The organism is Halalkalicoccus paucihalophilus (genome assembly GCF_001593955.1).
GTDB lineage: Archaea > Halobacteriota > Halobacteria > Halobacteriales > Halalkalicoccaceae > Halalkalicoccus > Halalkalicoccus paucihalophilus.
Window position 1 is genome coordinate 37,294 of the sequence record NZ_LTAZ01000011.1, and the last position, 24,010, is coordinate 61,303.

Annotated in this window: 23 protein-coding genes and 2 pseudogenes; 13 read left to right on the plus strand and 12 right to left on the minus strand. The window is 57.1% G+C overall.

Annotation, left to right across the window (positions count from 1 at the left end; translation table 11 throughout):
- The first annotated feature begins 107 nt into the window (after positions 1-107).
- The 7 genes from HAPAU_RS14385 to HAPAU_RS14415 all read left to right on the plus strand — a co-directional run bounded on the left by HAPAU_RS14385 (position 108) and on the right by HAPAU_RS14415 (position 9,341).
- Positions 108-1,253: a glycosyltransferase family 4 protein gene (locus tag HAPAU_RS14385; RefSeq protein WP_066384110.1), complete on the plus strand. Its 1,146-nt coding sequence runs from the start codon at positions 108-110 to the stop codon at positions 1,251-1,253.
- Between the two features lie 748 nt (positions 1,254-2,001).
- Complete coding sequence (locus tag HAPAU_RS14390) at positions 2,002-2,334, plus strand: hypothetical protein (RefSeq protein ID WP_066384113.1); 333 nt, start codon at positions 2,002-2,004, stop codon at positions 2,332-2,334.
- Positions 2,321-2,950, plus strand: coding sequence for a hypothetical protein (locus HAPAU_RS14395; protein ID WP_066384118.1), 630 nt, complete (start codon positions 2,321-2,323; stop codon positions 2,948-2,950). Before HAPAU_RS14390 ends, HAPAU_RS14395 begins: the two co-directional genes overlap by 14 nt.
- Before the next feature lie 496 nt (positions 2,951-3,446).
- Complete coding sequence (locus HAPAU_RS14400) at positions 3,447-4,484, plus strand: AI-2E family transporter (protein ID WP_245634133.1); 1,038 nt, start codon at positions 3,447-3,449, stop codon at positions 4,482-4,484.
- A gap of 331 nt (positions 4,485-4,815) precedes the next feature.
- The gene (locus HAPAU_RS14405; RefSeq protein WP_066384122.1) at positions 4,816-5,760 is read left to right on the plus strand and encodes a 3-hydroxyacyl-CoA dehydrogenase family protein; all 945 of its coding nucleotides are present in this window, start codon (positions 4,816-4,818) and stop codon (positions 5,758-5,760) included.
- Positions 5,761-5,885: 125 nt separating this feature from the next.
- A complete protein-coding gene (locus tag HAPAU_RS14410; RefSeq protein WP_066384125.1) occupies positions 5,886-6,449 on the plus strand; it encodes a universal stress protein in 564 nt (187 codons plus the stop codon).
- Positions 6,450-7,046: 597 nt separating this feature from the next.
- Positions 7,047-9,341 (plus strand): glycoside hydrolase family 3 protein, encoded by a 2,295-nt coding sequence (locus HAPAU_RS14415; RefSeq protein WP_084383752.1) that lies wholly within the window; start codon positions 7,047-7,049, stop codon positions 9,339-9,341.
- Between the two features lie 484 nt (positions 9,342-9,825).
- On the opposite strand, the pseudogene HAPAU_RS22925 reads toward HAPAU_RS14415, so the two are convergent.
- The 6 genes and pseudogenes from HAPAU_RS22925 to HAPAU_RS14440 all read right to left on the minus strand — a co-directional run.
- Positions 9,826-9,933, minus strand: a pseudogene (locus HAPAU_RS22925) (AbrB/MazE/SpoVT family DNA-binding domain-containing protein); the annotation flags it as partial.
- 64 nt (positions 9,934-9,997) lie between these two features.
- Entirely contained in the window at positions 9,998-10,447 is a 450-nt protein-coding gene (locus HAPAU_RS14420; RefSeq protein WP_066384131.1) for a hypothetical protein, read from the minus strand.
- Entirely contained in the window at positions 10,444-10,962 is a 519-nt protein-coding gene (locus HAPAU_RS14425; RefSeq protein ID WP_066384132.1) for a winged helix-turn-helix domain-containing protein, read from the minus strand. Before HAPAU_RS14425 ends, HAPAU_RS14420 begins: the two co-directional genes overlap by 4 nt.
- A 241-nt stretch (positions 10,963-11,203) precedes the next feature.
- Positions 11,204-11,956 (minus strand): hypothetical protein, encoded by a 753-nt coding sequence (locus HAPAU_RS14430; protein WP_245634134.1) that lies wholly within the window; start codon positions 11,954-11,956, stop codon positions 11,204-11,206.
- Positions 11,937-12,386 (minus strand): type II toxin-antitoxin system VapC family toxin, encoded by a 450-nt coding sequence (locus HAPAU_RS14435; RefSeq protein ID WP_066384134.1) that lies wholly within the window; start codon positions 12,384-12,386, stop codon positions 11,937-11,939. Before HAPAU_RS14435 ends, HAPAU_RS14430 begins: the two co-directional genes overlap by 20 nt.
- The gene (locus HAPAU_RS14440) at positions 12,383-12,754 is read right to left on the minus strand and encodes a helix-turn-helix domain-containing protein (protein WP_066384136.1); all 372 of its coding nucleotides are present in this window, start codon (positions 12,752-12,754) and stop codon (positions 12,383-12,385) included. Before HAPAU_RS14440 ends, HAPAU_RS14435 begins: the two co-directional genes overlap by 4 nt.
- A gap of 532 nt (positions 12,755-13,286) precedes the next feature.
- On the opposite strand from HAPAU_RS14440, the gene HAPAU_RS14445 reads away from it, so the two are divergent.
- Positions 13,287-13,637, plus strand: coding sequence for a hypothetical protein (locus tag HAPAU_RS14445; RefSeq protein WP_066384138.1), 351 nt, complete (start codon positions 13,287-13,289; stop codon positions 13,635-13,637).
- Positions 13,634-13,981 (plus strand): growth inhibitor, encoded by a 348-nt coding sequence (locus HAPAU_RS14450; protein WP_066384144.1) that lies wholly within the window; start codon positions 13,634-13,636, stop codon positions 13,979-13,981. Before HAPAU_RS14445 ends, HAPAU_RS14450 begins: the two co-directional genes overlap by 4 nt.
- A gap of 138 nt (positions 13,982-14,119) precedes the next feature.
- Here HAPAU_RS14450 and HAPAU_RS14455 read toward each other — a convergent pair whose 3' ends face one another.
- Positions 14,120-14,758, minus strand: a complete 639-nt coding sequence (locus HAPAU_RS14455; RefSeq protein ID WP_066384146.1) for a hypothetical protein — start codon at positions 14,756-14,758, stop codon at positions 14,120-14,122.
- A 175-nt stretch (positions 14,759-14,933) separates the two neighbouring features.
- On the opposite strand from HAPAU_RS14455, the gene HAPAU_RS14460 reads away from it, so the two are divergent.
- On the plus strand, positions 14,934-15,947 hold the full coding sequence (locus HAPAU_RS14460) for an alcohol dehydrogenase catalytic domain-containing protein (protein WP_066384149.1): 1,014 nt from the start codon (positions 14,934-14,936) through the stop codon (positions 15,945-15,947).
- Positions 15,948-16,254: 307 nt separating this feature from the next.
- Entirely contained in the window at positions 16,255-16,806 is a 552-nt protein-coding gene (locus tag HAPAU_RS14465; protein ID WP_066384151.1) for a metal-dependent hydrolase, read from the plus strand.
- Positions 16,807-16,974: 168 nt separating this feature from the next.
- Here the strand turns inward: HAPAU_RS14465 and HAPAU_RS14470 are convergent, their stop codons facing one another.
- On the minus strand, positions 16,975-17,568 hold the full coding sequence (locus HAPAU_RS14470; RefSeq protein ID WP_084383753.1) for a helix-hairpin-helix domain-containing protein: 594 nt from the start codon (positions 17,566-17,568) through the stop codon (positions 16,975-16,977).
- A 198-nt stretch (positions 17,569-17,766) separates the two neighbouring features.
- Here HAPAU_RS14470 and HAPAU_RS19855 point away from each other — a divergent pair, with 198 nt between their 5' ends.
- On the plus strand, positions 17,767-18,114 hold the full coding sequence (locus tag HAPAU_RS19855; protein WP_245634140.1) for a universal stress protein: 348 nt from the start codon (positions 17,767-17,769) through the stop codon (positions 18,112-18,114).
- A gap of 128 nt (positions 18,115-18,242) precedes the next feature.
- Here HAPAU_RS19855 and HAPAU_RS22930 read toward each other — a convergent pair whose 3' ends face one another.
- From HAPAU_RS22930 to HAPAU_RS22335, 3 genes and pseudogenes are all read right to left on the minus strand, one after another.
- Positions 18,243-18,425, minus strand: a complete 183-nt coding sequence (locus tag HAPAU_RS22930) for a hypothetical protein (RefSeq protein ID WP_157078485.1) — start codon at positions 18,423-18,425, stop codon at positions 18,243-18,245.
- A gap of 272 nt (positions 18,426-18,697) precedes the next feature.
- Complete coding sequence (locus tag HAPAU_RS14475) at positions 18,698-19,498, minus strand: hypothetical protein (RefSeq protein ID WP_245634135.1); 801 nt, start codon at positions 19,496-19,498, stop codon at positions 18,698-18,700.
- An 81-nt stretch (positions 19,499-19,579) separates the two neighbouring features.
- Positions 19,580-19,878 (minus strand): annotated as a pseudogene (locus HAPAU_RS22335) (IS6 family transposase); the annotation flags it as partial.
- A gap of 1,054 nt (positions 19,879-20,932) precedes the next feature.
- On the opposite strand from HAPAU_RS22335, the gene HAPAU_RS14480 reads away from it, so the two are divergent.
- Complete coding sequence (locus tag HAPAU_RS14480; RefSeq protein ID WP_084383755.1) at positions 20,933-21,784, plus strand: DUF4399 domain-containing protein; 852 nt, start codon at positions 20,933-20,935, stop codon at positions 21,782-21,784.
- A gap of 982 nt (positions 21,785-22,766) precedes the next feature.
- Here the strand turns inward: HAPAU_RS14480 and HAPAU_RS14485 are convergent.
- Complete coding sequence (locus HAPAU_RS14485; RefSeq protein ID WP_066384168.1) at positions 22,767-23,681, minus strand: NAD-dependent epimerase/dehydratase family protein; 915 nt, start codon at positions 23,679-23,681, stop codon at positions 22,767-22,769.
- Positions 23,682-24,010 lie beyond the last annotated feature (329 nt).

Sequence of the window (24,010 nt, forward strand, 5' to 3'; positions counted from 1 at the left end):
TATACGATTACGAATATCAATCAAAAATATATCGATACTACTACAGTTTTCTTCGATATTGTCTACATCGAAATAGTATTACGGGTGCTCACAGATCTATCGATACGATGCGGATCGCCTTCCTCTCAAACGTCGTCTATCCGTTCGTCACGGGTGGTGCGGAAAAGCGGATCCACGAGATCGGGACTCGTCTCGCCGCCGATGGTCATGAGGTCACCGTTTACGGCCGGCACTTCTGGGACGGTCCCGAGGTGATCACCCACGACGGGATGACCCTCCGGGCCGTCGCACCGAGCGCAGAGCTCTACACGGACGATCGCCGCTCGATTACGGAGGCGATCGACTTCGCCGCACGAGTGGCCCGACCGCTCCGACGACAACTCAACCAGCACAAGCATGACCTCGTCGATGTCTCGGCGTTTCCCTACTTTCCGATCTTCTCGGCTGCACTCGCAGGCGTCGGGACCGACACACCGGTGGTGACGACCTGGCACGAGGTCTGGCGGGATTACTGGGAGGAGTATCTCGGGACGCTCGCCCCCTTCGGGAAGGCCGTCGAACGGGTTACCGCCCACGTTCCCCAGTACCCGGTGGCAGTCTCGGGAATTACGGCCGATCGCCTCGCCGGGATCGGTCCCACTCGTGAATCGATCGAAGTCGTCCCCAACGGAATCGACGTTGAGCAGATCCGCACCGCCCCACGTCCCGCCGAGAACGAGAGATTCGACGTGCTGTTCGCCGGCCGACTCATCGCAGACAAGAACGTCGCGCTCCTTCTGGAAGCCTTCGACGCGGTCGCCGCCGAGCACGACGCCACACTTGGTATCGTCGGCGAGGGACCGGAGCTCGACCGTCTCAAACGCCAAGCACAGCAACTCGAGCACGCGGATCGGATCTCGTTCCTCGGATTCCTCGAGGAATACGAGGACGTCCTTGGGCATATGCGCGCCGCGGACGCCTTCGCCTCGCCCTCCACGCGTGAGGGGTTCGGTATCACGTTTGCCGAGGCGATGGCCGCCGACTGTACTGTCATCGCCGCCGACCACCCCGAGTCCGCAGCCGACGAGGTAATCGGCGACGCGGGCTATCTCGTCAAACCGACGGCAGACGCAGTCGCGAGCGCGCTCGACCGTGCCCTCGCCGGCGAGCGACCCTCAGGTGATCCCCTCAGTCGTGCAGAGCGCTACGACTGGGATAGCGTCGCCCAGCAGGCCGCGACCGTCTACGAACGCGCGCTCGCGGGCAAGTGGTGAATATATCGGGAGAGTAGACGTTTCTCCGTCTCCTTATATTGTCTAATTCTCGACCGGATGTTTTCGTAGTTCTAAAAAATTAACCATTATTCTCATTGCGGGGATCGTCCACTAACTCATAGACCCCCGTTTCGAGAATATTGTTCACGTGTTCGTGTTCAGAGAGCCGTTTGAGCCGTTGGTTCACGTACTGTCGGCTAACTTCCTCGCGTGTTCCCGCCTGTTCTAAAAGTCGTTTGATGAGTGTCGGTGTTGCTCGTCCCTCTTGAAGACAATCAAGTATCTCGTTGTCTAACTTATTGAGATCCGATGTCGCAAGTCCCATTTCCTCTGTCTTCTTTTTCAGGATTCACAATACTAACTATTCGTATTCTATTTTCGATCGCCATATCTCTCAACTCTATCTAATGTCTGGTTACTATAGAACTTTACAATAGCAACATCATTAAGTAGTAGTATAGTATACTGGAACGTGGAAGCGCGAAAATGCCGCGATGAATGTGGCCGCGTGCTGAGACACGCGACCGCGCTTCTGACCACCAGAAGCAATGAACACTAGCCACTCACCGTCAGAAAACAGTATCGCCTCATCGACCCTCGCTCGCTACATCAGCGGCCCCCACCATGAACCACTAGAACTCTCGAATGCCACAACCTACTGGCGTTGCCAGTCCTGTCGCCGTGAATCGATTCACGAGCAGGACCTCTACCGACCCACGTTCCACACCGCCGATTGTGAGGTCCACAAATGCTGATCACCGCGCCTGCCGCCCAGCTCTTCACCGGCTACCAGCTCCGCGAACAGCGCTGTAGTTACTGCAAAACGACCCTCGGAGAGGGCGATCCCGTCTGCGCCTACGCAGTCCAGTATGCCGGCGACGAGGAATGGACCGTCCCACGGCTGTACTGTCGGGACTGCCAGTCGACCATCACCGACCCGACGCTCGGCGCGACCGAACTGCTTGCCGAAGGCCGCCTCGGCTGGATGATGGACGGGGCGACTCAACGGACATCGCTAACACTCCTTGGTATCGAACAGATCACGAAGAGCGCCCCGGAGGAGGGCCATGTCACGCTCTGATGGAACCACTGCGGACGAGCAAAGCGACACTAATGCGCGCCTCGATCGTCTCGAACACGAGATGCTCAGGACGGACTCACTCGAGATGGCCGCCGTTCGCCGTCTCCTCCACGGACTAAGCGATAGCTCTGTTGAGACGGATCCGATTGCCAAAGTCGATACGATCGTCGAGCGCATCGAAACCCTCGAGACCGAGGTCCACCAGCTGCGAGCCCAACTGCGTGCCCAGCGCACTCAGTCGAAGGGCTCGAAGAAAGAGCGGGCCAAACGCCTCGCACGCAACGAGATCCTCCGCCAGATCACTCAGAAGACGAATCCGATCGGTGAGGGCGGGAGCGTCGACGTCCCGACGGTAATCACGATGGGCCGCGGTATCGGCGTCGAGTTCACCCATAAGACCGTCGGTGACGCGTTCCACGCGTTAACCACTGAGTGGGACGCCTTCGAACTTCAGGCTGGAAGCGGCACCAAGGAGGGTGCGAACAAACGATTGGTCGCCACGAAGAAGACCATCCCCGACGCACTCTGGGAGGTTTACGAGGCCGAGACCGGCGAGGAAGCGAGCGAGGAGAATGCTTTCGCCGAAAGTAGTGACCACATAACCGAGAGCCACTAGAATGTCCCTATTTCAGCCTGTTGTCCCCCCGCCCTTGCATTCGTCCTCTCCTTCGCTTGTACTGCTGGCTGTACTAAACGGTCGATGAGCGGTGGGTCTACCGCCTCGCACCGCATCGCATGCCGGATGCGAGGTGGGAGCCACCCTTCTCCTCGCTACTTTCGACGAAAGCGATTCACTGAGAGATCGCTTCCTGATCCGCTTGCCAGCAGTAACTACCGCCATCCCGCGTCGGTACCTCTGCCATCGTCACGCGTGTGTTCTCTACGGAGACTCTCCACTGAGGAAGCGGTCTGCGATAGTGAGCGTGGCGTTGACAGTCGCTTGGTATTCGCGAATCTATCACTGATGACCTTGCCGATTTCTTTGAGCAAAAAAGGCTAATACTATGAAAAAGGCGACAATATACAACATATCCATTATTATCGTCAAACAGTTACATTACGCGTCGGATAATCGGGACACGCTCTTCAGGGGGGAGGGACACTCCTCTAGTATGGCTAGGCCGACCCACGAACTCACCGAGCAGTCTGCACTCGGGGTTATCGCCATCGCAAGCGGTATCCTCGCGGTGCTGCTCATGTTACCGTACCTCCAGTATATTCTCCTCGCCGTCGTGCTCGCCTACGCGCTCATGCCACTCCATAATGGGTTGAAGCGCATCGTCGGCCCGACTGCATCGGCACTATCGCTCATCATCGCATCGTTTCTTACGATCATCATTCCAGTACTCTACATCGTCGTCATTGCGGCTCAACAGGCGTCGGGACTTACAGAAACCCTTCTGGAAGAAGGGCTGAGTGTCACGGCGATTCAGCAACGACTGGATAGCAGTGGCTATTCGATCGACTCGAATGACGTCCGTGAGGCCTACGAGGCAAATCAGGACCCGATCAATCGTGGACTGGACGGGATGCTCGGTGGAACACTCGAAATCATCGGCGGTATTCCCTCGATCGCGATCAGTCTCACCGTGACGATGTTCGTCGTCTTCGGGTTGCTTCGCGATGGCGATCGATTGGTCGCGTGGTTCCAGACGATCGTTCCGATCAGCGACGAGGTGAAAACCGAGTTGTTCAGCAGGCTTGATCGCCTGATGTGGGCATCGGTTATTGGAAACGTTATCGTCTCGGCCATACAAGCACTATTACTCGGAATCGGGTTTTGGGTACTGGAGGTACCGGGCGTCATCTTTCTTACAGTCGTAACGTTCCTGCTCGCATTACTCCCCCTCATCGGCGTGTTCGGGACCTGGATCCCGATTTCGATTTATCTACTCATCGTTGGCCGGCCGGTGGCAGCCCTGCTCATGATCGGGTACGGAATGCTGGTGAGTCTATCGGATACCTATATCCGGCCCGCAGTTATCGGCAAGAGCGGGGAGCTCAGTTCAGCAGTGATCGTCGTCGGTATCTTTGGCGGTATTGCAGTCCTCGGTCCTATCGGGCTGTTTGTTGGACCCGTCATCCTCGGGACCGCGAAAATCTCGTTCGACCTTTTCGCTCGCGAGTGGTACAAATCAAAGTCAGCGTAATCATACCGGTCTCGATGGTTTCGGAGAGCGGATAATGATCAGTCAGGTAATCGAATATAGAATACCGTACTCACTCCAGTAGCATACGTCGACGATTTCGAGTGCGGCGGGACTCGGTACGATGAGCAGCCCGGTTCGCGCGCCCGAAGACCGTCTCGTTGGCCACCGTCCGTCGTCACTATACTCGAACCACAGCGGTGGACGCGTCACGGTCGACCCCGTGGATGGAGACACCGCATCCCGTCACAGACCTCGTTTCCTGCGTTGTTCTCCCGTCTCTTCTGTCGGGATGCCACCAATCCTTATACGACGACCGACCGCACCGTATATCATGGGAACGTTTGACGAGGTGACGATCATCGGTGCGGGTGCCATGGGACACGGCTTCGCCGTGCAGTTTGTTCGGTCCGGGATCGACGTCACCGTCGTCGATCACCGAGACGTGAACCTCGACCGGGCTCGTGAACAGATCCGGAACGCCGCCCAGTTTCTCGTAGAACGGGAACTTGCAGATCCCGCCCTCGAGGCCGACGTCGCGACCGTCGACTACACGCTCGATCGCGAGGAAGCCGTTGCGGGGTCCGACCTCGTGCTCGAGACGGTCGCGGAGGATCTCGGCGTGAAGCAGGAACTGTTCGCCGAGCTCGCAACGGAGGCCAACGAGGACGCGATCCTCGCTTCCAACACCTCCGGGCTGCCAATAACGGACATCGCTGCCGAGGCATCCGAAGTGGCCGACCGTATCATCGGCTGTCACTGGTGGTATCCACCATATCTGTTACGTCCGGTCGAGGTCATACCCGGGAAACGGACGAGCGACCGGACCGTCGATCGCATCCGGAGCTTTCTGCAGCAGGTCGATCGCGATCCGGTTCTGGTGAAGCGCGACGTCCCCGGGTTCGTCTGGAACCGGGTTCAGCACGCCGTGGTTCGGGAGTGTCTCCACATCGTTGAGGAAGGGATAGCCTCCCGTGAGGACGTCAACCGGGCGATCCGTGACGGGTACGCCACGCGGACGGCCGCCATTGGTCCGTTGGAGACGGTGGATATCGCCGGACTCGAGTTGTTTCGAACGAGCGCCGCGGACATCTATCCGGATCTGTGCGACCGCGAGACACCCAATCCATCGTACGAGCACCGTCTCGCCGAAGGAAAGACGGGCATCGAGGCCGGGGCCGGCTTCTTCGAGTACGACCGCGATCCCGACGAGATTACGGCCCACCGGGATGAGCGCGTGTCCGCTATTCGACGCGCACTACGGGAACGTGACGACTGAGACGGAGTCTTCACCGTACCAGCTCTTCGATGCGGCGGATGGAACGGCCCTCATCGTCGAGCCGGTATCGACCGTCATCAACTGAGCCGGGAAGAAACTAATATGATGGGATGCTAACTAGTGGCATGGGATTGAACACGCTTTTGGTGGCCCTCGGTGAGCGAGATGAATCGCACATCGACGCGTTCGCCAAGGCGGTGATCGACGTCGCTGGGCCAGCGGAAGCGACGGTCGTGATCGCGCACGTCCTCAGGGAGGAGACGTACCAGGCCGCCCTTGAGGAAGCGGGCGAGGAGACGCGGTCGCTTCTCGAAACCCGGTTCAAGCAGGGTGTGCCTGCCCACCCGGGATTCGAGGGTGACGTGCCCGACTGGGTCCAGCGTCGCCTCCGAACGACGGCGGCCGACCGGCCCGATGTAATCGAAGGGTTCCTCGACAGGACGGACCTTATCCAAGACTTGGCGACGGCCCTCGGGGAGGCCGACATCGCCTACGAGATCCGGGGCGCGGTCGGCGATCCGGCCGAGCGTGTCGTCGCCATGGCTGTGGACTGCAACGCCGATTTCGTCGTGGTGGGTGGCCGGAAACAGTCCTCGGCTCGGCGGGCGCTGTTCGGCAGCGTCTCACAGGAGATCATCGAATCGGTGCAGTGTCCCGTGATATCGGTCCGTGAAGGCGTCTACGAGTAGATCGGCGTCCCCACTCTTAGGTCGCGTTCCGATTCGACGGCTCCGCCCACTCCCGATGCTTCTCGAGCAGAACTCTCGACACGTCGACGAGAGGTCGTTCCTCGATATTGGAACGTAAAGAAAGCGACCGGAGTCTCGTTGAGGCCCGTATTCGTTTCCTCGATTCGTTCTGGCGGGTGACGAGATAGGGGGTCTCCCAGAGATAGAAAATACAGAATCAATTCTCTCTCGGATCCGTGATCAACTCGACCTCGTAGGCATCTGGATGAACATTCGACGAAAGCGAATCGGAATCGGGTGGCTCCAAGGGACGGCCGAGAAGAGAACGACTCGTGTACGTTTCTCCGATCGACCTACCATTGACCGAAGGTACGCAGCTATTTCCAGCCGATGCCCTCATCGCTATCAATACCTAGATCGGACCCCTCGCAGGCGGCGGTCGCACGCACTCGAATGAGCGGTTAACTGTTGTTTATCGATTCTGATCTCACCTAAATACAGATCGAATTCCTTACAACTATCTAGAAAGAATAGATATATATTATATTTTTAAAACATGAGCTAAGTTTTAACATATGGTGATTAGATAAATCATCCATGAACAATAAGACAGATACAGAAGAGGATGTGGATCCGACACGGCGTCGGGTTCTGGCAGCGACAGGAGGAATGGGCCTGACGACTGCGCTGAGTGGTTATCTCTCGCTGGAATCGATGCGGGAAAAGGAAACCAGCGAGCAGGTAGAGAAACTGGTTGAAGACATGAGTCTGGCGGAGAAGATCGGTCAGATGACGCAGATCTCGGCCGGCGAAGTAGGTGATGACCCAACGTCGTTCCTTGAGACGTACCAGCCCGGGTCACTCATGTACGCGACTACCGACGACCCGAGCCAGCTCGCCGAAGACGTCAACGAACTACTCGATACCGCGATTGCGACCCAGGCCCACGATATCCCTCCTGTGTTCGGCATTGACGCTGTTCACGGTAACAACAACCTCGATGGCGCCACGATCTTCCCGCACAACAACGGCTTAGGCGCGACGTGGAGCGAAGAGTACGCCCGTCGGACGGCCGAGCATACTGCGTCAACGCTCAGGGCAACAGGATACCCGTGGACGTTCTCACCGGTTGCCGACATCCAACGGGATCCGCGCTGGGGCCGGTTCTGGGAGGGCTTCAGCGAGGACCCATACCTCTGCGCTCAGATGGTTGCGGAGAAAGTCCGCGGGTACGAAACTTCGGACAGTGGGCACAAGTGTGCTGGTGCGACGCTCAAACACTTCGCCGGATATTCTGAACCCCGGAACGGAAACGACAGGACACCAGCCCTGATCCCGTACCGAACGTTCCGGAACATACATCTGCCACCGTTTCATGCGGGCATTTCGGCCGGTGCCGAGACAGTGATGGTCAACAGTGGATCGGTCAATGGCGTCCCTGCCCATGCTTCGGAGGAACTGCTTGAAGACGTCCTCCGTGACAGGCTTGGCTTCGAAGGGATGGTCGTCAGTGACTGGCACGACTTTTACCGTATGGTCGAAGTTCATGAGTTCGTCACGGACGTGAAAGATGCCGTTCGACTCGGGATCAACGCAGGCATCGATATGTACATGGTACCCGCCGCAGGACTGGAGACGGATTCTGTCACGACGTTCCAGCAGCACCTTCGGGAGCTGGTTGAGGCCGGTGCGGTTCCAACCGAACGCATCGACGACGCTGTTAGTAACATATTGGCGTTCAAGGAGACGCTCGGGTTGTTCGACGATCCCTACGCTGACCCTGAGACGGCCGCAGAGGTCGTCGGCGGGGCTCGTGACCTCGCCTATGATAGCGCAGCGGATTCGATGACTCTGTTGCAGAACGACGGTACGCTCCCATTCGATCCCGATGTCGACACAGTGCTGGTCACGGGACCGAGCGGCGACTCCGTCGCGAACATGATGGGCGGATGGACGCTCGGTTGGCAGGGTGTTGGAGAGACGCTTCCACCTGCTATCACGCCCCTTGAGGGTATTCGTGAAGCAGTCTCCGATTCAACGACCGTTGTCCATGAGCCAACAGGCATCGATGAGTTCGAAAACGAGGACGCAGTGCACGAGGCCGCGTCCGACGCCGATGCCGTTGTAGCCGTGCTTGGGGAGGGACCGTATGCCGAGGAGCACGGTGACACTGATACGCTCGCGCTACCCGCTGCTCAGCAGCGCCTTGTCAGAACGCTTGCGGATGCAGGAACGCCGTATGCTGGTGTCTTCTTTGCCGGTCGACCGCGGGGGAACGACGTATTCGATCGTCTACCGGCCGCGGTTATGGGCTATCTGCCGGGCACTGAAGGAGGTAGTGCTGTTGCAGACGTGGTGTTTGGCGAGCTGAACCCTGGCGGCCGACTCCCGTTTACGTGGCCAACAGGGACGGGACAGCTCCTCAATGTCCATAATGCCTACCCCACCCCAATCTTTGGATCTGGTGAGGAGCCCCCGAGTTCATCTCAAGAACCGCTCTTCCCATTCGGACACGGCCTCTCGTACACCGAGTTCGAGTACGATGACGTTTCGATTGCGCCCGCAACCGTCCCACAGAACGCAGCGAGCGACCAATTCACCGTCTCAGTGAAGGTAAGGAACACGGGCGATCGTCCCGGTGACCATGTCGTGCCAGTATTCGCCGAACGACGCCACGGCGCAATCCCGTCACCGATGAGGGAGGTGATCGGCTATGACCGAGTGTCGCTTGATTCCGGCGAATCTACGCGCGTGAGGATCAAGGCTTCTATTGCTCCATTAGCCACCGTCCCGGGTGATATGTTCTCGCAGGAGGAACTGCAAGTGCTCCCAGGCGAGTATCGGATTACGATGGGCGATGCCGAATCAGATCAGATACTGACTATTAAATGAGGAACGATAATCGACCCTGAAACCACTTCGTGAGGCCGACGCGAACTTGATGCACGTCGAGAGCGGGAACAACAGTATCTACGTGATCCTAGTACGAGTGGAATCACGCTGCTTTGATCGCTGAGAAAGCCGAAATATCCCGATGCGGATCGGCTTTCACTGAGCCGTCACCAGAGAACTGATCAAATTGCTACCACTCTCGGTCTACAGCTACGGCTAGGCTGGTCAGTGCGTATGAATACGGAACCGCTCGCGACTGGAGGGTATAGCAGCCGAGAGTGTCCATTGAAAGCGGCCTAATCTCCTGAGTATTCCATGGCGCGCTCGTTGACGCACCCTGGTGGCTCTACACGACTCACGAATCACGGTTCGCAATCCCATATAGTGGGACGACTCCGAGAAGTAACAGGTGAGCGTACTCAACTCCTGTTGAGCACGTCGAGATACTGATCGCCACTATCACCCACTATCGTTAACACGACAACCGGAGTGTGTCTCCGTCATCGATATCGAGTGCCCGTCGGATACGGACGGGAATGGTCGCCTGATTCCCCGACACTTTGCTCTCGGAGTCAACTCCCTCACTACGCATACAGGAGAGACGGAGTGCACCTCTCATAATTTAGTTCTATTCACATATTCAAATCAGAAAGGAGTCAGGGAGGATTCGAAATACTGTTGAGTCGATTTCGATCCTCGCTCTCATAAGCAACACGCCACGTCTTGTGGACCGCACGTGTGACGAGTGAGACCTCTTCAACGCGGATACAGGATGGCTCGTCGTCGACAGTTCGAGCGTCCGGTGGTGGATGGAAATGCCGGTCGGGAGAATGGGTGTTGGGATGCCGGTCGAATCGCCAGTTCACATCTGCGCTGTCGACGTAGTGAAACGAGTAGTTATCCAGTGTACTCCACTGGATGTCGAACCGCGCCGAGTCGGCATCGCCGAGTCCGTCAGCGAGTTCGATTCTGAGTTCTGTGGGGGTAACTGGGTCGTCGTAGCCTGTTTCTGCGACCACTGGTTCGAGATTCAGCCAGAGCGTCCGAATGCGCTGAAGTGCCGGGAGGTAGATCGTTCCGAACTCACCGGAGCGATCATTGGTCATGCGGTGAGCTGCTCACTCGCTTCGTCGTAGGCGAGGGCTGCCTGCGCGACTGCGAGGTTCTGGCGTGTCGTCTTCCACGCAGTGACGTCTTCCCACTCCTCATTCGCTTCGGTAGGCAATTGCCGTGCCAGCTCTTCGGGTGAGAGTGCATCGTATTGTGCTTCGTAGTCCCGAACCTCCGCTTTCATCCGTCTAATGCCGTCAAGAATTTCGTCTCGGGTAGCCTGCTCTCTGAGTTCGTGAATCCGCGTCATCAGCACGCGATCGTCGTCACGTCGGTAGCGTGTGGTGCGGCCATCCTGTGCGGTGGCCGCGAATCCGGTCGTGACGAGGGCATCTAGATGCCGGCGAGCGGTTGGTTCGCTCACAAGCGCGCGCTCGGCGATCTCGGCCGCAGACTGTCCGTCATGAGTCTGTTCTAGGACTTCGTAGATGCGCTCGAATGGCGTTGTCTCTTCCTTCCACTCCTCGGTTACGCGGTCGTTGATGTCTGTCCAGCTGTTGTCGTCGGTCATACGAGTCAGTACGCCGCCGAGAAATAAATAATTTCCTGAAAAAATTATTCCTTCCCAAGGAGTATCCTTCTCGAAATCCAATCCATCGGGTAGTGAGTGAACAAACCATATTCGACCGTTATCTGATGTGAGGCGCTAAGACCTCGTTCTTAACGACTGAATCCCGTATAGGGTGAGAAAGGAGGGTCGTTTACTAGTCTATAAGACGCTCTCCTACTCGACAAGCGTCCGGTGGTGATCATCAGTCCTCCGTTGGGTGCGACAGAATGTCCGACGCCTCAGCGTACGGCTGCAACGCCTCGTGGACCCAGTCTGGATCGAAGGTGGTCTGAACCTGTTTCACACGGCCCTCCTCGCCCTTCGATTCGATCCACGTCTCGAGCAAGCCCATGGTTTCGAGCTCCGTGATCACGCCTCGCATCGCTCGGTCTCCAAGCCCGAGCTGGGCGAGTTCGTCGTTCTCTTGAATTTTGGCGGTGGTGACGGGTTGGATGATCTCTCCTGTACGAGGTTTCTCCCCCCCGGTGACGCCTATGAGTGCCATGAAATGTTTCGGGGGCAACGAGAGCAGCTTCTCGATGGTCACCTCCTGCTCGGTTTCCTCGAGATTTTCATCGAGACAGTCGACGGTCACCTCCTCAAACCCGCGGTCGTTTGCCATCTCGCCCGCCCGTCGGAAGAGCCGAAGCGCCCGCCGCGCGTCGCCCCAGTTGTAGGCTGCCTTTCGGACACCATGCTCGAACGTGGTGTCGGGCATAGCCCCGTCACGAAACGCGCGCTCGATACGTGGCTGCAGAATGGCCCTGAGCGTGTCGTGCCCATAGAGCGGAAAGAACAGTTCCTCGTCGCCTAAAACGCTCTCGACGCGGCTGTCGAGACGGAGATCGACCGTCACCAGCTCGTTGCTGAGCAGCCAACACGAGAGCTGGATGTCACGAGCGGTCGAACGTCTGATGATGGCGAGGAGTAGGACATCATCCCTCGCCAGTATCATCGGGAACGACGGTAAACTCGAGCATCCGAAAGTCGTCAGGATCGAATGTAAACACGTGGTCGATATCGTATTCTCGAGCAAGAGAACCACCAAGGTGATCAAAGAACGCGATCTCTTGGTCACTGTACTGCGCGAACTGGTCGTATGCCGCGTCAAACGTCCGTTCGGTAACGGGGAGAATATTGATTGTCTCGGACGACCGTATCTCGTCGATCGTTGAAACGGCCCGTCGGTGGCTCTTCCGGTAGAGAATCACGGCTGCGAGTTCGGCGAGGACATATTGGCTTGTAAAAATCGGCCCGTACCGTTGGCCAGCTTGAACCGTTTCGAATACAGCCGCTGCCCGGTCGTGGTTGCTGTCGTCCTCGACATAGGCCGCATAGAATCCGCCCGTATCGATGAATAACGGGACTGGCGTGTCCCGATTCATACGGATCTTGACGTCCCGTTACCATAGAGAACCTCGTCGATCTTTTCAGAGGTATCGCACGGCTCTCCCGCTTGGAAGGTGTCGCGATCGAATAGAGGATCGTCTGGATTCACATCACGTACCGTTCCGGTCGATTCCTTCTCATCTGAAACCCACCAGACAACGGCACGCCCTCCAACCTTTGCTTTTTCAAGCACTCCTTCATCGACGAGCTGTTGGAGTCGGCGGTATGCTTGCGATCTGTCTACATCGAACTGCTCTGCGACCGACTGCGCCGTCTGAAAGGGCCGCTCGGCCTGTGAGAAGTGGGCGAGGATGTCTTCATCTGTTGTTCCGGCGGTGTACTCTCCGTGGTCATTTCGGCTCATACTCTCACTACGTAGTGTATCGTTATGAATGCATGCACTTCAAAGTGTACCGGCGAATGTAGCACAGTACACTGCTTGACATCTTCCCGCCGCTAAAGGGGCGAGATCCTCCGTTAGGGGTTCGGCTATCGTCCAACGGAGGGAACGTGCGGGTTCGCACGCTGTTCATTAGGACAAGAGCGTGGTGACGCTGATCATGAATGGTCGTCCCACTTGAACCGTGCAGGCCGTGCCATCGGCCCAACTTCGCCACTCGCTTCGCGTTTCAAGAACCGTTCGACGCTCTGAGTGCACTCGGAAGAAATCCTGAATTCAGTCGGGAGATCACATCCACATCGAGGTATTCCGCGACGTACACGGTCAGAAACGAACGTCCCTTGGCGAACTACCCCGCCCTGCTCGGCCTCTTGGGAACAGCACTCCGAATCGATCGCAGTCGTCGTTCCCATTCAGATAATACATCCTACTAACCTACAAAGCGTGGCACCATACAAAGCATACATTTAATTGACAGCGTAGCGAAAGTACGTACATGTCGATCGATATCGATCAGTTCGACGAACGCTCCCCAGAGGAGTTAGCGGAACTCAGCAACCCGGAGCACGTGCTTCGGTTCCTCTATGAGAACCGGGACCGGGCATGGAAGGCAAAGGAGATCGCCAGTCGGACGCCAGTCCCCGAAAACTCGATCCATCCGGTCCTCTCGCGACTCGCAAAGCAGGAGCTCGTTCGACATAAGGCTCCATATTGGGCACTCACCGATAACCTGGATCGACTTCGACAGGCCTACGATCACCATCGGGTAACGCGCCTGTTCGATGATTGCTACGGAGAAGAGGACCGAGACGAGTGGATCGAGGCGAGCGAGCAGGCTGAGAGATGAGTTTTCCCCGTGGAACGATTGTCTACGGGGAGGATCCGTTCAAAGACGCTGGCTCAGGGCGGCCGTGGCTACTTATTAATACTCCGGAGATGCCGTTCCACGGCGAGCAATACATCGCACTCACTCTGTCTACACGGACCTGGTACGACGAACGACTGCCACTCGCCACTGACGACCTCCTCGAAGGTGGACTGCCGGAAGAGAGTGCGGTCCTCCCATGGGCGGTGGCGTCACTTAGCCCTGATGGGATTGAACGCAAGCTCGGACGTGCTACTAAGGACGTCGTTGACGAGGCCGTTGCAACACTCGTTTCGTATGTAGGTATCGTCCCAGGAAAGCGATGACAAGGAACTTAGACAAATTCCGACTCTATATTCTTTAGCGGTGGGAATATCTTCCGGCCCCAATTCTTCGTGTGTGCACTCCTGGTGCCAGCCATAGGACACCTCTCTCGAAGCGTGAATGGGCCCTGCTTTAACCCATCAACACGCGCCACCGCCCGCACCGCCCGCTGCACCAGCCCCCGCACAGCTCGCGGCACTCGCGCTGGCACTCGCAGCGGCAGCCGTCCCGGCGACGACGAGAGCCGCGTTGTCCGTCTGACTGTAGTCTTTGCACTCGCCCCACGCAACCGGCGCGATCTCGTCGTCGATGTCATCCATTGCTTCGACCGCGTCGCGGAGGTCAGCAATACCGAACCCGGCGTCGGTCGCGTACTGATCCACAAGCTGATCAGTGAGCGCGACCCGCCGGCACTCTTCGGCTTCGAAGAGTTCGTCGCCGTCGAAGGTGAACTGGACATCGTAGTGACGGACGAACACGTCATCGAACGGTGCCTGAACGGCCTCGACCGCTTCACCGACGAGTTCCCAGACGAGATCCATGTTGGGGTTCTCGACGTTTTTGCCGAGCGAGAAGCGAGCGATGGGAACGATGACCGGTTCACCATCCGGCCCTTCGTTCACGACCGCGACACCGGTCACGCCACAGTCCTCGACGGAGTAGTTACCGCGCTCAACGGCATCACGGAGCGCTTCATCCGCGTCGTTCTGGCGCGCTTCGAGATCGACCTGTTCATCGGGTGTGCCAGTGCCGAGTAAGCGTTCGAGGAGGGATGGCATCCTGTCCCTGTCTTTCGAGCGGCTGGACTTCGTTATTGTGGTGAACCACCGAACCAATCGTGTCCTGTGTCCCAGAGTAGCGGTTATGAGACAATTTTGGCACTCACTGACTCAGGAGCCGCTATCACCGAATTCGCCCGTACTGCTAACTGGATGGACGGCGAACGCCAAAGCGATGCGTATCGCAGCCTTCACCGATCTCACCGGCCCGGACGGCGTCTCGATCATCGACCGACCGACCCCTGAACCCGGGCGCCGAGAGGCGCTCGTCGATATCGAGGCGTGCGCGATCAACCGCCACGACCTTTGGATCCTCGAGGGCGACTCCGCGATGGTCGATACGGATGATCTGCCGTTCGTCAGCGGCCTCGATGTCGCTGGCGTTGTTCGAGACGTCGGTGAGGACGTCGCCAACGTCGACCCTGGGGACCGGGTCGTCCTCTGCCCGAACGAGACGTGTGGGACGTGTCGCTACTGCCGGGAGGGTCCGGAGAACCTCTGTGAGAACTTCTCGCTCTACCACGGCGGGCTCGCCGAGATCGCCTGCGTCCGGGCCGACCGTCTCGTTGCGCTCCCCGACGATGTGGGGACGGTCGAGGCGGCCGCGCTTCCGACGGCGTACATGACCGCGTACCACATGCTTCGCCGGGTCGAGGCCGGACCGACCGATCTGGTGTTCGTCCCGGGTGCGACCGGCGGCGTTGGCGTCGCCGGTGTCCAACTGGCGGCCGTCCTCGGTGCTCACAGCGTCGGGACGTCCTCCTCACGGGCGAAACTCGACCGCCTCGAATCGCTCGGTCTCGACCACGCGATCGTGGGCACCGACCCGGACCAGCTCCGGACGGCTATTGCCGACATCGGGCCGGTCGACAGCGTGCTCAACCACCTCGGTGGCGCATATACCCAACTCGGTCTGGACGTCCTGCGGCGCAACGGCCGGATGGCAGTCTGTGGGCGGACGGCCGGCGGGACCTCCGAGATCGACATCCCCGATCTCTTCCTCGGCCACAAACGTCTCATCGGAAGCACGATGGGGACCCAGGGCGACCTGGAGACGCTCGTCGATCTCGTCGACGACGGCGCGTTCACGCCCGAGATCGATCGGACCTACCCGCTCTCGGAGGCCGGCGCGGCGTTCACAGCGATGCAAGACCGCGAGAGCGTCGGCAAACTCCTCATCACGCCTTAGCCATCGTCCACAGCCCGGCGACCACGTAGAGAAACGCCGCTGGAACACCTCGATTGCAGCTGAGTTCATGGCGAGTTCGCGCTTGAGGTCCCAAAGCCGTGCGACCCTGTCCTCGACAGCTCAGAGCGATTCGTGACGTGTTCGGCGTAGCAGTCGCGGACGAGTTTCGTGCCTCGTACCCGTAGTGACCTCTTCAGCTCCGTCTTCTGGTGAGAGCTCGTCTGAGCGCCAGAAAGAGAGAGCGATTCTGCGTCCGATTACAACCGGATCAGTGAATACATGATCCTTGCTGCGGAATCCAGACACAATGTGGCCATGGGGACACGCTGCAGTCGGCTATCTGTTCTACGCGGCGTACACCCGGCTTCGGTACGACCGGCCGCCGGATGGACCAGCCATGGTATTACTACTGGTGGGTACGCAGCTGCCCGATCTGATTGACAAGCCACTGGCGTGGACGCTGCCCGTGTTACCCTCGGGGCGCTCGCTCGGCCACTCCCTGCTTTTCCTCGTCCCGCTCGTGCTTGTCGCGGCCGTCGCCGTCAGGGATCGAGACAGCGAGTGGGCGACCGCGCTCGCGATCGGTGCCCTCTCACACGCCGTCGTCGACGTCCTCCCAGCTCTGACCCGCGGCGAGTTCGCCTACACCACGTCCCTCGTCTGGCCATTGTTGCCGCCGCCGCCGTACAACGAACAAGGGCGGACGATCCTCGGACACTTCCTCTCGTTAGAGCCGACACCGATGGTGGCGTTCGAACTCGTACTTGCGCTTGGCGTAGTCGTCGTCTGGTGGCGCCAAGGGCGGCCCGGCCTTCGGACGATGCGAGACGGCGTGGTCGAGACGTGGGACCGCGTTTGAGGGCGTCGAAGGCCGGCATGTGACTAAAGAACTCGGGGATAGATACGATCCTAGTGGCGCTCGGCAAGCGGGACGAACACCGCATCAACGCGTTCGCCGGCCAGTCGACCAGCCCGATCACCTAGCGGTCGACCGCGCTGTTCACAACTTTCCGTCATTCGATGTCGACTATCGTCGCTCCTCGACGAATGCGCGGATCTTCTCGAGGGCGTCGGGCCCGATCCCCGGGATCGAACGCAACACGTCGTCGGTCGCGCCATTGACGTCGGCGACGGTCACGATCCCCAGCCCTCGAAGGCGGCTGGCCGTCTTCGGGCCGATTCCGGGGATTTCCTCGAATGCGACCTCTTGGTCATCATCCTCAGTGTGCTGATCTTCATCGCTCTCCGTCTCCTCAGCCTTCATGTCCGTGTCCGTGTCGGCGAGGAGGTCGAGCGCCTCTCGCAGTGCGTCGGCCTTATGGCGTGCCTTCCGCCCGTCCTGTTCGTCGTATTCTGCGAGACGAGCGCGAAGTCGCTCATACTGCCCGCCATAGATGGAGGGAGCAGCGTTGGGGCGGACGCGATAGCGAGTGCCCAGCTCCGTCTCGAACGTCTTGCGGGGTATCAGTGTCGTCGCGTCCGTCTCGTCGCGCACGAGGACGATCCGTGCGTCGGCGTAGATTACCTGTCGGAGGTCGCCCGTTCGCTGATCGGCAACGATCAATCCGATCTGTACGTCGGTCCTGGTAGTTTTCGATGGAACGAAATCCGTATTTGCCATTGTCGGGGTGGTGAGGTGTGCCTGGTTGTTTCTCCGAGTGGCACAACAGTCTCTCCTTTCTAGGGAGGGGCCTCAGAGACATGTGTCTGTCGATTCTGCGGCGGATATCGGCTGTATCGCCAGTTTAGCGTTATCGACACCACCGGGAATCACGGCTCTCGGGGTGGTCACGGCCGACGCGGAACGGACGACTCACGAATCGAATCGGTCGGCGACCCAGCCGAGCGTGTCGTCGCTAAGGCTGCGGACTACGACGCCGATTTCGTCGTGGTAGGCGGTCGGCACCAATCGTCGGCCCGGCGAGCGTTGTTTGGTAGCGTTTCACAGGAGATCATCGAATCGGTACGGTGTCCCGTGATCTCGGTCCGTGAAGGCGTTTACGAGCGACCTTCCGCGGTCAAGCACGGGACGTTTGCCAGATCCTGCGACTACAGCCATTTATCGATATTCTCGATGTCCTTGTCGACTGTCTCAGTATTCACTCCGAATTTGTTCGCGACTGTCTCGGCCACTCTCATGCCTGTAGATAGTGTGATATGCCGATAACAGTGACATCTACCGGATTCTAGTCAGCAACCAGTTTTAATTCACATAGAACTCTACTAGCGGAGTGGACCAGCAGGTATATGGTTCTATTCTCAGAGTGATACCAACCAGCCGGCGGGGCGGTTCAATTATATCTGCCTGACAGGGATCGTCCAACTCTCGTCACAGTGAGGATTGTCACAGAAGAAAACCCATTCAGATTCATCGGTGCTGAGCAGTTGCACTTGGTTGGTACTCGTTGATCGGGTGCCACAGTCGGCGCAGCCATCGTATCTTATCTCATACATATCTAAAAATACATAATATTTCATTAATTATAAATCTTGCTATGAAATCGACTATCAGAGATGGTCTGCAGGTATAAAAAAGGCTGACAGCGAAACGTGATCCTCTTTCCCTAACGGATATTGCTAGGGGAAATACAACAAACGTAGGGAGTTCCACGCATATATGACACGTAGCTATGCGACTGGAGTCTATTGTGTTGGCTCTAAGATACGTGCCGAATCAAAAGCGTGCTCGAACAACGGTGGTGCGAGGCACGTGTTGAGTCGACCAACGACGTGTACGTTCTGTATAGATCTCATGTTCTCTCGCGGAAGACCCGAATGATTCGATCGTTCGTCACTTGCCCGATCGCGTGGACGCTCCTCGCGGTCGATTTGCCGGCCTCGGCGGCCAGATCCCACGCCACGCGCTGGACGTGCTCTATGGGGTTGCGCGACCACCGGCCCGGATGCACGAGCAGGTAGAGGCGTTCACAACCGTCGGACCCGAGGCCCGCGATCAGGTCGTCGGTCGTCGAGATACGGCCGAAATCAGCGATGGTCGTTCCCCAGTCCCGGCCCGTATCCGAGACATAAGAGGGCCTCTCAGCATCGTCATTGTTGGTATCGACCGAGAGATATGCCTCTCCGTCTAAGTCGTAATCTTCGATACTGTACTTGCCACGCCACATATCGAGGTTGTGATGGGGCGAGAGCGGACTACCATGGGGACAAATCGTCCGCACGTCTGCATGTTTTCGGAACGCAGTCAGATTCCGTCCGAAGCGCTCGTGGGCTGCTTCGAAGTCTCCGCGTGTCTTCGCGAGATCTTCGTAGTGATACCCGATCTCGTGACCTAGGCCAGAGACCTCGGCGGCCGTTTCGGGGCTGAATGTCGACGTGCGGAAGTAGTAACTCGTCGAGATATTCCGGTCGGCCTCGACGCGCGCCATCGAGCGCGCGGTGCTAACCTTCCGGTCGACATCGTGGCGAACGATGATATGCGGAGAATCGTGGTTTGATCGAGTAACGTATTCTTGGAGGGTGTAGAACGTATACCCGTGTGCGAGCGCAGCGTCAAGCAGTCGCCCGTAATCATCAAAGGTGAAATCGCCCATGTTTATCATGTCTATCTGATAGTCATCAGAGATCGTCATATATATTGTCTGACTAACATATGTTAAGGGCACTGTATAGGTGACCTCTTGAGCTGGCGCTCGACCGTCAAGCGATTGATACGGCTGTTGAAAATTGTAGTAATGACCGAATATCGCAAACCACTGGCGGACGTTCAACCGACTGCTACCCATGAATCGTGGAAACGATCGCCCTTATTTTGAGTGTGAAACCGCTTTCCGTTCCGGTTTCAGTCTGTATAGTCGATCCGACCGTTCCAGCCTAATTGAGAGAAAGCAATCCGATAGCCCAAGGCATTCGCGAGAAACATAGTTTCGGAACAATCGTGTTTCGTTCAGACTCCGTGGGGAAACGCTACCGAGATCTATCCCACCTCTAATTACCGCTCTCCTGAATGGATCCTCTGTACTCGGTGTCATAGAGCTGTGAACAGTCGGGAAATCACTCAACTATTGTTTGTCTCTATCCTTGACGAAACCACTATCAAGAGATCCAAACCAGCCTGATCATATCAATCAAGTTGTAAGTTTATTATAATATGCGAAAGACGGATAGTAGTGGCCACTAACAGACTGATATCATGCTCCAATGGCTCTCCGAGAACGCACCAATCCAGCTCCCCACGTACTGCCGGAGCTGTGGGGAACCAGTTCGGAGCGAGCGGGAAGAACAAGTCAGATACTGCCGTCTTTGTCTCCACGATTCTGATAGCTACTCAGAGGAGGACTGAGTCATAGGCCACCCGCTCTGACCTCAATGTAATGGCTGCAACGAACTTGAAAATCTGTATATCCACTGCCGGTGACAATAGCTAGCGATAGTGTGAGCAATGCGAGAATATTGAGCAGAATCTGCAATGGTCGTGGCAGACGGTCTACCTTTTCCTGACTACCGCGGTCAATTGTTTCGACTAGCCGTAGAAATGTAAGGAGGGAAACTGATTTTATTAGATAGTATTTATAAGAATATATACTATAAATATATAAACTAGTTATCCACAATCATTTCTATGGAACGACAGATCATGCCCCGGGATAACTCATTTGGCATGCGCATCACAAACAGGTGTTCCAGAAAATCGCATTCAGCGAAGGCGCCGATGCCACTGTCGAAGTTGCGAACAGCAAAACATTTTAGATTAAATACAAAAGCGCGGGCACTGATGACGAAGAGGAGTAGAGCGTGCTGAAAACTATCCGGAACTGGATACGCTTCCACATCCTAGGCAAGCACCCGCGCTGCCATACATGTAGCACAGTCATGGTGCCAGCCGGCCGGAGACCACCGACAACACGGTACTACAAATGTCCAGAGTGCAACAGCAAAAGGGGGACATAATCTACAGCCGTTAGGACAAAATACTATTTATTTTTATATAGAAAAATTTAATTAATAGTCTATAGACATCCAAATGAATGCGAAAGAACATCCCACGTCGAGAGTTCGTTGTGTCAACAGTTGCCGGAATCAGTGCAGTCGCGGTCGCCGGGTGTGCGCAAACTGGGTCGGAAGGAACGGCTGATGAGGAGTCGCCATCAACAGATGACAATGGGACGTCTCTGGAAGAAGAGCCGTCAGTCCCCGAGGATGCGAGCGTCTCGCTGTCGGTTCCCATAGCTGATGAACTCAGCGGACTGTACTCGCCGTGTATGGCGTTTTTCGAGGCTAAGAACTTCACGGTAGAGGAGGCAGGTGAAGTCAATGAGGGTGCAGGCCATTTTCACGTGTTGATTGACACCGACCCCGTTGAACCTGGTGAGACGATTCCGAATAACGATCAGCACCTCCACTTCGGTGATGGATCAGAGCGTGGAGTACTGGATCTCGAACCCGGTGAACACGAACTCACACTGCAAATGGGAGACGGTGAACATACAGCAATAGCGCTGACTGATACGCAGTCCGTTACGGTTGAGGGGTCTGGGGATATCAGTTTAGACGCTCCTCAGGACGGCGATGTGTTCTCAACTGAGGATACCATCACCTTCGAACCAGTCATTGAGAACTTCCTCATCGAGGAGGCAGGTAAGGTTTCACAGAATTCCGGTCATTATCACTTGCTCGTGAACACAGATCCCGTCGATACTGGAACGGTTATTCCCAGCGACGACCAGCACATCCACTTCGGAGATGGAACCGAAATGCCAGAAGTCGACGCGAACGAACTCGGGACCGGTAATCACGAGCTCATCATTCAGGTTGCGAATGGCACACACGAGGCGTATCCCCTCGCTACCGCACCCATTACCATCACGATCGAGGAGTGAAAAGTTGGCTTTACCAAAACCTCAAACGATCAAGAGGCGTTTGTCCTACTGCTGAAGAAACAGCACACTTCCACATAGGTTGTATGATTTACAGGCCGTCGCTGTTGCACAAGGCGAGGACACGAACGGGTAGATCGAGGATTAATGACCACATTATAGAGTACTAGATTTAATAACTAGTAGTTTACTACCAATCCATAGGGTACGCGCCTCAATGAGAGTGCAGGACTGAGGCCATAGTTGACTCCTGCGCTCCACCGCAGGCGCTCAGGCGTGTTACCCTTCTCAGAACACAACCGGAAGCCAGTTGGAGCGCCCTTATTGTAGATCTAGAGACTGGTCAGCCACGACGGGATATATTTCACTATCATTCTAAAGAGATCAATGCCATGAAAAAGCCCATACAAAAGACGTCTAGCTCCCTGTTAACTAATATATATTCAACACTATCAGTTCACGGGAGGATTGACCTCCCACTCCCGGCCGTGGCCTCAGGGCCGGGACTCCCCGTTCATATCCCCGCTGGCTCTGTGCAGGTCCTCCTGAGTCTGGATACGGGACGCTAACAGTTCTATGGTCCCACTCTCAACTAAGGCGAATAGCGCGGAGCCCCCTTCCTCAACCGCGAGCGAAGCGAGCGGTAGAGAGGAGCGCGTAGCGAAGCAGGGCGCAACTATTACCGTAGCCCGACCCGTGCTGCCACGGAGTGCTGTGCTGGCACACGTCCCGCGCAGTACGGGCCGTAGTAGCCCGGCCCCAAATGGTGGGACTGTAGACCCCGACGGGAGTTCGGGAGGCGGGACGCACACAGCGCCCCGTCGCGCCACTTAACGGCGAGGTCCACCTCAAAGCCCCACCCTCCTTCGCTTGCCCTTGCGGGCTCGCTCGTTGCGGGTGGGGTCGGTTACTGCATCATTATTCTACCACTCTGAGATAGAGAGACTCAATTACAGAACACGCTTCTATTAGCTGAATAGGATAGTTAGTAGCCCGCACAGACCCGGCGGATTCCCTCCTCGAAGTCGATTGCAGGCTCCCAGCCCGTCTCCTCACGAATCTTTGAATAGTCCGCACACGTGTCGTGAACGTACACAGAGTCGGGGATCGGGTTCTCGACGTATTCGGGTTCGATCTCCGTGCCGAGTTCCTCGTTGAGGAGGTCAACCACTGTGTTGAAATCGTAGGCCTCGCCCGTCCCCAGGTTGTAGACCCCCGTGAGTTCGTGCTCGGCGGCCAATACCACCCCGCGGACGATATCCGAGACGTGGGTGAAATCCCGGGTCTGGGTGCCGTCGCCGTAGATGACGGGTGCCTCGCCGTTGGCGAGGTCGTCGGCGAACTGCGCGATCACGTTGGCGTACTCGCCCTTGTGACCTTCCGCACCGCCGTAGCCCTGATAGACCGAAAAAAAGCGCATCCCGGCCATCGACATATCATAGTGATTCGCGAAGTACTCGGCGTACCGCTCCCGGGCGAGTTTCGAGGCCTCGTACCCGGTGTTGACGTCGACGGGCATGTCCTCGGGAGAGGGCTCGGTCTGATTGCCGTAGATCGAGGACGTAGAGGCATAGACCACGGTGTCACACCCGTCTTCACGTGCTTGCTCGATGACGTTGACAAACCCCTCGACGTTGACGCGTGCTCCCGTGGTGGGGTTGTCCTCGTGCATCGCGTATGAGGAGAGGGCGGCGAGGTGAAAGACGACGTCAACGTCGGTCGGCAGATCGTCCTCGAGGACGCTTCGCTCGTGGAACTCGACGGCCCGGTCGAGGTTTTCGGCGGTGCCAAGATAGCCATCGTCAACGACGACGACGTCGTTGGTCTCGCTCAAGTGGTTCGCGAGGTTCGAACCGATGAAGCCCGCTCCGCCCGTCACTAAGATATGTTTTCCATTCATAGTAGAGTACGGTTCGAGTATCAATAAAAAGGTACTGTATCTATAAATTAGTCTCTTGTCGACCATATTTCAATTGAGTGAGATATACGGCTACTCATGTCGAATTTCATATCCCTCGATTACTTGCGAATGCAAATACAAATACAAGTATAAATACGAGTACGGTCCCGGGTGTCAAGGCGGCTAGGAGAAGGAATGTCAATCCGACGAATGACGGGCATCGGCACACGAGGGCTGATCCCGCTTACGACCTCTTCGCCGCGGCGTACGTGGAAGCGTTCTTCCGCCCCTGACCCCACGGACGTCGTCTGTGCGATCGACATCGAGAA